Raw genomic sequence first — 12,211 nt, 5'->3', positions numbered from 1 at the left:
TTATTGAACGGTGAATCGAACAACTTTTTAGGCTTATCTAAGCGGGTATCTTAGGAGGTACGATAATGGAGAAGAAACTGATATTAGATGTTCATGAAAAGCCAAAGGTTGCACATTGGATTGCATTAAGTATTCAACATGTGTTGGCAATGTTTGGTTCAACGGTGCTCGTTCCAATGTTAACGGGATTACCGGTTAGTTTAGCATTAATTTCATCAGGAATTGGGACGATGTTTTACTTATTTGTGACAAAGGGGAAATCACCAGTTTATTTAGGATCATCCTTTGCGTATATTGCACCGATTACTTCTGCTTTGGCTCTAGGGGCTACTTTAAATGCACAAGGTGAAATGATAAGTGGTGCGAATTATGGGGCAGTTATGGGGGGGTTAATGATGGTTGGGATTGTCTATCTCGTCATTGCGATCATAATTAAATTTATTGGAACGGACTGGTTAAATAAGTTATTACCACCTGTTGTTATTGGACCTACCATTATGGTTATTGGGTTGAGTTTAGCTGGGACGGCAGTTAATATGGCGTCTGAACACATTTTAATTGCGTTAGTTACGTTATTAACCGCGGTTTTGGTTTCAGCCTATACAAAGGGATTGTTACAGTTGCTTCCTATTTTTAGCGGAATTGTTGTTGGGTATTTAGTAGCTATTATCTCAGGAGTGGTTGATTTTAGTGCTGTACATCAGGCGAATTTCTTTGAAATTCCATCGTTTGCCTTCTTACACTCAACACCCGTTTTTAATTTAGAAGTTGCATCAATTATGATTCCAGTAGCTATTGTAACAATCACAGAACATATTGGGGATCATTTAGTTTTAGGATCGATTGTCGGACGCGATTTAACAAAGAGCCCAGGATTACACCGAACACTGATTGGTGATGGAGTGGCTACATTCTGTGCCGGATTCATCGGTGGACCTGCTAATACAACGTATGGTGAGAATACAGGAGTGATTGGTTTAACTAAAGTTGCTTCAGTATGGGTGATTGGTGGAGCAGCGGTTACAGCCTTCTGTTTAGGATTTATCGGAAAGTTTACAGCGCTAGTACAAACTATTCCAGGTGCTGTCATGGGTGGGGTAAGTATCCTTCTATTTGGGGTTATTGCTTCATCTGGAGTTCGTGTGTTAATTAATAATCAAATCGATTTTGGCCGTCAACGAAACTTGATTATTGGGGCGGTCATCTTAATTGTAGGAATCGGTGGATTAACAATTAACATTGGAAAGATAACTTTATCTGGAATGGCACTAGCTGCAATTATCGGTGTTATCTTACATTTAATCTTACCAGATAAAGAAGCTTCTTACGGACAAAGTTCTTGTAAAACTGAATTAGAAGTAACTGATGAAGATTTAGTAAATCAGTTCACTAAACCGACGAAAAATGAAAAAGTGACATCTATTTAGGACAATATAAAAGGTCAGCTTTTATGCTGATTTTTTTATACCAAATTTCATAAAAAATATAGATAAATTTGTAAAAACAGGTGATGAAAGTGAAAGAAATTAAGCATTTAACACGGTTATCAGATCTTACAATTGATGAAATATTAGAGATTTTGCAGGTAGCAAATCGTTTAGCAAATGGTGAAACAACCTGTTCGTTAAGTGGTGGCGTAGTGGCTAACCTTTTCTTTGAGCCTAGCACACGAACACAGTATTCTTTCTTGATGGCTGAACAAAAATTAGGATTAAATACAATGGATTTTAGTGCACAAACTTCAAGTGTACAAAAGGGAGAGACATTGTACGATACAGTTAAGACATTTGAGGCTATAGGAGTTGACGCTGTCGTCATTCGTCATCCTCAAAACAATTACTTTGATGAATTGATTGGAAAAATCGACATTCCGATCCTTAATGGAGGAGATGGAAGTGGGAACCATCCAACTCAATCTCTGTTAGATTTACTAACAATCTATCAAGAATATGGACGCTTTGAGGGATTAAAGATTGCGATTGTTGGAGATATCGCGCATTCGCGTGTTGCGCATACGAATATTGAAGTAATGACACGTCTTGGGATGGATGTTCATCTGGTTGCTCCTGCACAATTTCAAGAGCCGGGATACGATTGGGAAGAATTAGATAAGGTATTAGAAGACATGGATATTGTGATGTTACTGCGAGTACAGCATGAACGCCATGATGGAATAATGGTCTTAACAAAGGATGAATATCATCAAAAATATGGTTTAACGGTAGAACGTGAAAAACGAATGAAAGAGGGAGCGATTATTATGCACCCAGCACCGTTTAATCGTGGGGTTGAGATTGCCGATGAAGTTGTTGAGTGTAATCGTAGTCGAATTTTCAAACAGATGAGTAATGGAGTATTCATTAGGATGGCTTGCTTACATCGATCATTAAAAAATAAGAAAAATTAGGATGAGAAATACGTTTTTAACTAATACTTATATGAAGGCCAATCGTATAAATTAATTTAACGGAGTAGGGAGTGTCATAGATGATTCTTTTAAAAAACGGATATTTTGTAAGTGAAGAAAATGATTTAATTAAGAGCGATTTTTTAATCAATGATGGAAAAATTTTAAAGATGGAAATAGGAATTGAATGCGACGAGGCAGAGGTTTATGATTTAGCGGGTGCCTTCGTCTCTCCGGGATTAGTGGATGTGCATGTTCATTTAAGGGAACCGGGGTATGAGAGAAAAGAAACGATTGAAACAGGGACATTAGCTGCAGCTAAAGGTGGATTTACAACCATTGCTGCGATGGCAAATACGATTCCTGTTCCAGATTCGGTTGAACATGTGACATACATTAACGATTTGTTAGATAAGTCGGCTAAAGTTAGGGTTTTTCCTTATGCAGCCATTACCATTGGTGAACGTGGTGAAGAAATTGTAGATGTTGAGACACTTGCTAACATGAATATTTTAGGATTTTCTGATGATGGACGTGGAATCCAAGAGGCTGGGGTGATGTATCAAGCAATGAAGCGAGCGAAAGAGGTGAACAAACCCATTGTCGCTCACTGTGAGGATGATAGTTTATTATTCGGTGGATACTTACACGACGGTGAATACGCCAAGGAAAACGGCCATAAAGGAATTTTATCGGTTAGTGAATCCGCGCAAATTGCTCGGGACATTATGTTAGCACAGGCGACAGGCGTTCATTATCATATTTGTCACATTAGTACAAAAGAGAGTGTGGAACTGGTTCGCTTTGCAAAACAACAAGGAATTCATGTAACCGCGGAAGTTTCGCCACATCATCTATTACTTTGTGACATGGATATCAAAAATGACGATACTAATTATAAAATGAATCCACCACTTCGCTCAGAACGCGATCGATTAGCGTGTGTTGAAGGATTACTCGATGGGACAATTGATGTGATTGCAACTGATCATGCCCCTCACCATGAAGATGAAAAAGCTAGAAATCTTTATGAAGCTCCATTTGGAATTGTTGGATTAGAAACAGCATTCCCACTCATGTACACGCATTTCGTTAAAACGGGAATCATGACCTTAAACCAGTTAGTTAATTGTATGAGTCGAAAGCCAGCAGATATCTTTAATTTACCTTACGGAAAGTTAGAAGTGGGTGCGATAGCTGACTTGACGATCATTGATTTGGAAAAAGAAATGAAAATTGATCCGCAACACTTTGTCTCTAAAGGAAAAAATACTCCATTTACGGGATATTGCGTATCAGGTTGGCCAGTGATGACATTAGTAGACGGAAAAATAGTTTATCAGGCGATGAATTTATAGGAGGGATAATTAATGTACAATCGTAAACTTGTTTTAGAAGACGGAACAGTATTTTTAGGAACGGCTTTCGGATGTTTAGACCCAGTAGCTGGAGAGGTAGTTTTTAATACCGGAATGACAGGTTATCAAGAGATTTTGTCTGATCCTTCATATTTTGGACAAATGGTGACGATGACATATCCACTAATCGGGAACTATGGAATCAATGATCAAGACTTTGAGTCATTTTCTCCATCGGCTTCAGCCTTGATTGTAAAAGAGTATTGCGAGGTTCCATCAAACTGGCGCGCATCAAAAACATTAGACGAGTTATTAAAAGCAAAGAAGGTTCCAGGTTTATGTAATGTAGATACGCGAGCGTTAACAATTAAGATTCGTGAGCATGGTGCGATTAGAGGGATGATTGCAGATATTAGCATGAGTGATGAAGAAGTATTAGAAAAATTGGCCACTATCCCAGTTTTAAACCGACATGTGGAACATGTTTCAACCAAAATGGTCTATTCAGCTCCAGGTAAAGGGCACCGCGTTGTTTTAGTTGATTTCGGGGTGAAAAAAGGAATTATCCGCGATTTAACGGCACGTGGATGTGAAGTGATCGTTGTTCCTTTTAATACAACGGCTTCACAAATTGACCAACTTAATCCAGATGGCGTTGTTTTAAGTAATGGACCTGGTGATCCAAAAGATGTGGTTGAGGCGTTACCAATGATTCGTGAAATCCAAGAAAAATATCCTTTAATGGGAATTTGCCTAGGGCACCAATTATTTGCTTTAGCAAATGGGGCGGATACGAAGAAGATGAAATTTGGGCATCGTGGATGTAACCACCCTGTTAAAGATCTAAAAACAAATAAAGTTCATATTACTTCGCAAAATCATGGATATGAGGTTTGTAAAGAGTCGATTGAAAATACACCATTAAATGTTACGCACGTAGCATTAAATGATAATACGGTTGAAGGTCTTGAACACAAACATTATAAAGCCTTTACGGTACAGTATCATCCGGAAGCATCTCCAGGACCAGATGATGCAAGTTATTTATTTGATCGTTTTATTGAAAATTTAAACTAGTTATTTTTACATAAAAAATGTTGTGACATCTAAGAGATAAGAGAGAATTAGGAGGAATCCCTATGCCAAAACGTACAGATATTCATCGTATTTTAGTTATCGGATCAGGTCCAATTATTATCGGACAAGCTGCAGAATTTGATTACGCTGGAACTCAAGCGTGCCAATCATTAAAAGAGGAAGGATATGAAGTTATTTTAGTAAACTCAAATCCAGCCACTATTATGACGGATACGGAAATTGCTGATAAGGTTTACATGGAACCTTTAACAAAAGAATTTTTAAGTAAGATTATTCGCAAAGAACGACCAGATGCGGTGTTACCATCGTTAGGTGGACAAACAGGGTTAAACTTAGTCGTGGAATTGGCTGAAGATGGAATTTTATCTGAATGTGGTGTTGAAATTTTAGGTACTGATTTAAAAGCAATTAAAAAGGCAGAGGATCGCGATATGTTCCGTGATTTGATGTATGAATTAAATCAACCGATTCCAGAATCAGTCATCGTTAATACGATTGATGAGGCGATTGATTTCGCTAACGAGATTGGTTATCCATTAATTGTTCGTCCAGCGTTTACGCTAGGAGGAACTGGAGGAGGAATTGTAGAAGATGAGGCCAGCCTACGTGCAACGGTTGAAAATGGATTAAATTTATCACCTGTGACACAATGTTTAATTGAAAAATCAATTGCTGGATATAAAGAGATTGAGTATGAAGTAATGCGCGATAAAAATGATAACGCGATTGTTGTTTGTAACATGGAAAACTTTGATCCAGTTGGAATTCATACGGGAGATTCAATCGTTGTAGCTCCTTCCCAAACATTAGCCGATCGTGAGTATCATATGCTCCGCCATGTTTCGTTAACTATTATTCGTGCATTAGGAATTGAGGGAGGATGTAACGTTCAGTTAGCATTAGATCCAAATAGCTTTAATTACTATGTAATCGAAGTAAATCCACGTGTTTCACGCTCATCAGCGTTAGCATCGAAGGCAACTGGTTATCCGATTGCAAAGATTGCGGCAAAGATTGCGGTGGGTCTGACATTAGATGAAATTATCAACCCTGTAACAGGAGTTTCTTACGCATGCTTTGAGCCTGCATTAGATTATGTTGTCGCTAAAATCCCACGTTGGCCATTTGATAAATTTAACTCAGCGAATCGTCGATTAGGAACACAGATGAAGGCGACAGGGGAAGTTATGGCAATTGGACGTAACTTCGAAGAGTCATTATTAAAAGCTGTACGTTCACTTGAAACAAAAGTTTATCACGTGGAATTACCAGCTTTAAAAAATGAAGAAAATGACGTATTATGGCAACGAACAAAGCATGCAGACGATGAGCGTTTATTCGTGATTAGCGAATTGATTCGCCGCAAAACATCAATTGAAGAGATTCATCAGGTAACAAAAATTGATTTATTTTTCTTAACGAAGTTAAAAGGAATTATCGATTTTGAAGCAATCATTAAAGAAAACGCATGGAATTTAGATATTTTACGTCAAGCTAAAAAAATGGGGTTTGCCGATATTACCATTGCAAATTACTGGAATACGCAAGAATTAAATGTTTATCAATTCCGTAAAGAAAATGGATTAATTCCAGTTTATAAAATGGTTGATACATGTAGTGCCGAGTTTGAATCAAAAACACCGTATTATTATGGAACCTATGAAACAGCAAATGAATCACATCGTACAGATAAACCAAGCGTAGTTGTTCTTGGATCAGGTCCTATTCGTATTGGACAAGGGGTTGAATTTGACTATGCAACGGTACACTGCGTGATGGCTATTCAACAAGCAGGTTATGAAGCAATTATTATTAATAACAATCCAGAAACGGTTTCAACTGATTTCTCAATTTCGGACAAATTATACTTTGAGCCATTAACAATTGAAGACGTAATGCATGTTATTGATTTAGAAAAACCAGAAGGGGTTATCGTTCAGTTTGGAGGACAAACAGCGATTAACTTAGCATCAAAATTACAAGAACGTGGAATTAAAATTTTAGGAACATCATTAGAAAATATTGATCGTGCGGAAGATCGTGATCAATTTGAAAAATTATTAAAGGATTTAGAGGTACCTCAACCGCTTGGAGCGACGTGTCAATCAGTAGAAGGCGCAAAAGAAATTGCGAATCGTATCGGATATCCTGTGTTACTTCGTCCGTCTTATGTATTAGGTGGACGTGCAATGGAAATCATTGATAATGATGTAGAAATTGAACGCTATATGAAAGAGGCATTAAAAGAAAACGGAGATAATCCAATTTTAATTGACCGATATTTAACTGGAAAAGAAGTCGAAGTTGACGCGATTTCTGACGGTGAAAATGTATATATTCCGGGGATTATGGAACATATTGAACGTGCGGGTGTCCATTCAGGTGACTCGATGGCCGTTTATCCACCTCAGACCTTATCAAAAGAAGTGATGGATAAACTCATCGACTATACGACAAGAATTGCACGTGGATTAACGATTATCGGACTTTTAAATATTCAGTTTGTTGTCACGAAAGACGAAGAGGTTTTTGTGTTAGAGGTCAACCCTCGTTCATCTCGTACCGTTCCGTTTTTAAGTAAGATTACAAATGTACCAATGGCAAATATTGCGACAAAGGCGATTTTAGGACAATCCTTAATTGAACAAGGATATGGAACAGGATACCATCCACATGCGGAAGGTGTTTATGTTAAGGCACCTGTCTTCTCATTCTCTAAATTGAGAAAAGTTGATATTTCATTAGGCCCTGAAATGAAATCAACAGGGGAGGCAATTGGAAAGGATCGTACGCTTGAAAAGGCACTTTACAAAGCGTTAGTGGCAGCGGGAATGAAGATGCCGACTCATGGACGCATTTTATTTACAATTGGAAATAAAGATAAGGAAGAGTCAGTTGAACTTGCTCGTCAATTAACTGAGATTGGTTACGAATTAATTTCTACAAAAGGAACATGTGAGTTCTTAAAGGAAAATGGAATTAAGGCTGTTTCTATCGCCAAAATAGGTGAAGAAGGAAAGACTGTACTTGATGTCATTCGTGGGCAACAGGTTCAATTTGTTATTAATACGTTCTCAGTAAGTAAGAAAGACAGAATTACAGATGGATTTTTAATTCGTCGCGAGGCTGTAGAAAATAACATTCCATGTTTAACGTCATTAGATACAGCACGCGCTGTATATAAAGTTCTTGAGTCAATGAGCTTCGCTATTGATGCCGCTATTTAATAGTCACAATCCAAATAATGTTTAAGTTTAAAAATGAGTATGCTTCACGCTCTAATCAAGCGTGGAGGATACTCATCTACGTATATACAGGTGAATGAAAGAGTATAGAAATGCACTTTTACATCGTCTTGTGTAGGAGATTAAGATAGATTTTTAACCGTAGGAGGCTACCCATGCGTAAAGTACAGAGGATGACGATTGTACGTCAAACATTAATTGCAAAAAATGTTTACGAGTTAGTATTGAGTGGTGAATTAGTTCAGGGAATGTTTCAGGCAGGGCAGTTCGTAAATATTAAGGTTAACGAAGTGGCCTATCCCTTATTACGCCGCCCTATTTCTATTTGTGAAATTAATCAAGATTTAAAGCAGGTAACCCTTATTTATCGTGCTGAAGGAGAAGGAACGAGGTTACTTTCTTTAAAACAATCAGGAGAGCAAGTAGATGTGTTAGGTCCGTTAGGAACTGGTTTTGATCTTTCAGAGGTTTTGGATGATGAAACAGTTGTGTTAGTAGGTGGTGGGATTGGAGTTCCACCGATGTATGAAACGGCCAAACGTTTGCATGCTAAAGGGAATAAAGTTATTGCCGTATTAGGATTTGCTTCAAAGCAAGACGTTTTTTACGAGGAACAATTTAGTCAATATGCCGATGTTCATATTGCAACAATGGATGGAAGTTATGGCTATCACGGTAATGTTGTGGAGTTAATTTTAAATAAAAATATAGCATTTGATCAGGTCTTTGGTTGCGGTCCTAAAGTGATGTTACAGGCGATTGATCGTCAGTTTGGGCAAACTAAAAAAGGATATTTATCATTTGAGGAACGAATGGCATGTGGGATCGGTGCATGTTATGCATGTGTATGTCAACTTAATAATGGCAAAATGGCACGTGTATGTAAAGAAGGTCCAGTCTTTAAACTTGGGGAGGTTGCATTATAATGAATCGTTTAGCCGTTGAATTACCGGGATTAAGTTTGAAAAACCCAGTCATCCCAGCGTCAGGATGTTTCGGATTTGGGCGAGAATTTGCTGAATACTATGATTTGTCACGTTTAGGATCAATTATGATCAAGGCGGCCACTGAAGAGGCCCGTGTTGGAAATCCAACGCCACGCGTCGCTGAGACACCGGGTGGAATGTTAAATGCGATTGGTTTGCAAAATCCAGGTGTGGATAAGATTATGGAGCATGAATTACCCTTTTTAGAACAATATGATCTACCGATTATCGCTAATGTGGCAGGAAAAACATTAGAAGAGTATGTGGCAGTCGCTAAGAAAATCTCGCGAGCTAAAAATGTTGCCGCTTTAGAAATTAATATTTCATGTCCGAATGTTAAAGAAGGTGGAATTGCTTTCGGAACCGATGCAACAGTTGCTGCACAGCTAACGAGAGCGATTAAAGAAGTTTCGACTGTTCCAGTTTATATTAAGTTATCCCCAAATGTCACGAATGTCGTAGAGATCGCAAAGGCCGTTGAGGAAGCGGGTGCCGATGGAATTACGATGATTAATACGTTACTTGGAATGCGCTTTGATATGAAGACAGGAAAACCTATTTTAGCAAATGGAACGGGTGGACTGTCAGGTCCAGCGATTAAACCGGTGGCCCTTCGTATGATTCATGACGTCTATAAAGCAGTGAATATCCCAATTATCGGGATGGGAGGGATTGAAACAGCAGAAGACGTCCTAGAATTTTTCTATGCCGGGGCAAGTGCGGTGGCTGTTGGAACGGCGAATTTTATCAATCCTTATGCTTGTGTGGATATTATCGATCGCCTACCAGAAGTATTAGATAAATATGGATTTGAAAAATTAAGCGATGCAACAGGATTTGCACATCAAGGATAAAATCTGAAGGGGCATGTTTTAAGAGAAGCGATTAAAATTACTTTATCGGGTGTTATTTTTTAAGCAATGAAATTAATGTTAATAAATAAATCAAAGAAAAAGAGTCTAAATAAAAGGCTCTTTTTTCTGGTTCTTTGTCAAATAGTGTTGCTGATTAATTTGTAACCTGTTACAACGAAAATTCAAATCGAAATCCTAGTAGCTATGCTGCTAGGATTTTCGTTTTAGGCTTTGTTAGATTTTGAACCATGAGAATACGAGATTTAAAGTGATAGAAACTACGATATCCAAAGGCAATACGCTTAATGACCTTAATTTTATTATTAATTCCTTCGATGGGACCATTTGTGTAATGAGTTGAGAGTGTATTTTTAATATAGGATTGATAAGTTTTAAAGGTTTGGAAAGCCGTTTGAAACTCAGGAGAAACAAGCGGATGTTCCGTTTCGAGTAAATGATTAAATCGTTTTAAGTTTTTTGTCTGAAGAGCGAAAAGTAACTCTTGATATAAATCATAGGTTGCTTTTAATTCAGGAGATAAATCAAGTAGAAAGTTTAAGATATCAATTTCACGCATGGGTTGTTTAAAGCAGTAAACTGATCGATAAGTGGTGGTATTAAGTAAAGCGTGAGATTTTAAAAATAAGCGCCAATAACGTTTGAATTTACGACCATGCTTTTTGAACTTTTTCATGAATCGGATTCGAGTTTTGTTCAGTGCACGAGAGAGATGTTGAACGAGATGAAATTTATCAATGATAATTTGGGCATGAGGAAAAAGATCCTTAATGAGGCTGATGTAAGGAGCGTACATATCAATCACAATATTTTTTACTCGATGACGTGCTTCCTTTGTGTATCGTTTAAAATAAGCTTGAAGGGAGTTTAAACGACGATCTTCAACGATATCGATGATTTGTTTTGAGTCAGCATCGCAAAAAATAAAAGACATATGCCCCTCAGCAGACTTAACGGATTTAAATTCATCAAAACAGAGATTTTCAGGTAAATAATTAAGGTTTAAGGTTTGAGATTCATAAAAGCTATGGATGATTCGATTGACGGTTGAATGAGAGACCTGATGGCGACGTGCGATATCACATTCAGAAATTTTATTTTGGGCCTCTAAAGCAATGGCGTGTTTCGTATGATAAGAAATGTAACAGTTCTTTTCAACAATTGAAGTACTTAGTGTAAAAGTAGACTGGCAATGCCCACAATAATAACGCTGTTTTTTTAGGTCTAAGTAGGTATCGTGAAGAGAGACTTTTGGAATGACAATTCGAGAGGTTTTAAATCCATGCTTCTTAAATTTTGAATCAAATAGGGTTCCGCATTTTTGACAATGAGTCGGTTGATACGTAAGAATACCTTTAAAGATAAAGCTAGTAATTCCGTTCAACTTCACTTCCTCAAGATAATCTTCTGAAAATGTAATATTTTTATCTTTAATATTTAAAAGTTTTCTAGTAAAATATGAGTGAGACATTAAATCTTATCCTTTCAATATTGTTTTAGTCGATAACATTGTAACAGGATTGAGACTTGAAGTCTCTTTTTTTTATCCTATGAAAAAAGTGCTGCTTAATCAGCAACACTAAATATTATAGAACCTTTTTTCTTTGCTCTTTATCTTCGCGATGGATTGAAGTGTTTCTTTTTTAAAACGGATGATTGCCTCTGCCAATGGATTGAACTGTTGTATCTCTTCCTTTTCGTTATAATCTATTGATCCTAAACTGAATGAGGAGCTTTCAATCAGAGTGGTATAGCACTTTTTATCTGATTTTATGGATATATCGGATTGTTGAAAAAAACTTCTGCCACAAAAATTTCTAAAATCAGAATATTTTCGACTATCGTATTTCAATTTTAGTGTTAGAGAGGATGAATTGTCTTCAATGATCGCAGTTGGAAATTTATAAACATCATTTAATATAATCATTTTTTATTTATAATAGGTCCCTCCCTATTTTAATTTTAATAACCCAATACTAACATTAAATGAAAAATTGGTGAAATCGGTATAGGTGAACTGTGAACTTATGTGGTAAATGTGATCGAAGTAGCGTTCAAATGATTTTTCAGATGTTTGATGGTTTAATATCTTGCAAGGTATTGACGTTATCGAAAATCAGTATAGAAAATACTAACATTTCGAGTGTGTCATATACTTCTCTACTGACCAGCATTTCATTTCACGAGTCATGGTCGATAAAGGGCGTCTAAGGCTCTTAGCAATTGTATTAGCGGATAAACCCAC

8 protein-coding genes are annotated in these 12,211 nt (G+C 37.2%); 7 read left to right on the top strand and 1 reads right to left on the bottom strand.

What is annotated here, in order from left to right; translation table 11 throughout:
- Positions 1–65 precede the first annotated feature (65 nt).
- From AACH31_RS10470 to AACH31_RS10440, 7 genes are all read left to right on the top strand, one after another.
- On the top strand, positions 66–1,427 hold the full coding sequence (locus AACH31_RS10470) for a solute carrier family 23 protein (RefSeq protein ID WP_262950867.1): 1,362 nt from the start codon (positions 66–68) through the stop codon (positions 1,425–1,427).
- Between the two features lie 89 nt (positions 1,428–1,516).
- Positions 1,517–2,407, top strand: coding sequence for an aspartate carbamoyltransferase catalytic subunit (locus AACH31_RS10465; RefSeq protein ID WP_317453427.1), 891 nt, complete (start codon positions 1,517–1,519; stop codon positions 2,405–2,407).
- 80 nt (positions 2,408–2,487) lie between these two features.
- Positions 2,488–3,765 carry a dihydroorotase gene (locus AACH31_RS10460; protein ID WP_262953866.1) on the top strand — a complete coding sequence of 426 codons (1,278 nt, stop codon included), beginning with the start codon at positions 2,488–2,490 and terminating at the stop codon, positions 3,763–3,765.
- Positions 3,766–3,777: 12 nt separating this feature from the next.
- Positions 3,778–4,842, top strand: coding sequence for a carbamoyl phosphate synthase small subunit (locus tag AACH31_RS10455; RefSeq protein ID WP_161832259.1), 1,065 nt, complete (start codon positions 3,778–3,780; stop codon positions 4,840–4,842).
- A 62-nt stretch (positions 4,843–4,904) separates the two neighbouring features.
- A complete protein-coding gene (carB, locus tag AACH31_RS10450) occupies positions 4,905–8,090 on the top strand; it encodes a carbamoyl-phosphate synthase large subunit (RefSeq protein WP_161832260.1) in 3,186 nt (1,061 codons plus the stop codon).
- A gap of 149 nt (positions 8,091–8,239) precedes the next feature.
- Positions 8,240–9,034: a dihydroorotate dehydrogenase electron transfer subunit gene (locus AACH31_RS10445; protein WP_432766974.1), complete on the top strand. Its 795-nt coding sequence runs from the start codon at positions 8,240–8,242 to the stop codon at positions 9,032–9,034.
- On the top strand, positions 9,034–9,948 hold the full coding sequence (locus tag AACH31_RS10440; RefSeq protein WP_161832262.1) for a dihydroorotate dehydrogenase: 915 nt from the start codon (positions 9,034–9,036) through the stop codon (positions 9,946–9,948). The genes AACH31_RS10445 and AACH31_RS10440 overlap by 1 nt, the downstream gene beginning before the upstream one ends.
- A 202-nt stretch (positions 9,949–10,150) precedes the next feature.
- Here AACH31_RS10440 and AACH31_RS10435 read toward each other — a convergent pair whose 3' ends face one another.
- A complete protein-coding gene (locus tag AACH31_RS10435) occupies positions 10,151–11,437 on the bottom strand; it encodes an ISL3 family transposase (RefSeq protein ID WP_289461271.1) in 1,287 nt (428 codons plus the stop codon).
- Positions 11,438–12,211 lie beyond the last annotated feature (774 nt).

This window comes from Turicibacter faecis, from assembly GCF_037076425.1.
Classification (GTDB): domain Bacteria; phylum Bacillota_I; class Bacilli_A; order MOL361; family Turicibacteraceae; genus Turicibacter; species Turicibacter faecis.
Note: the sequence above shows the minus strand (reverse complement) of the source record. Positions and strands in the feature narration are given on the sequence as shown.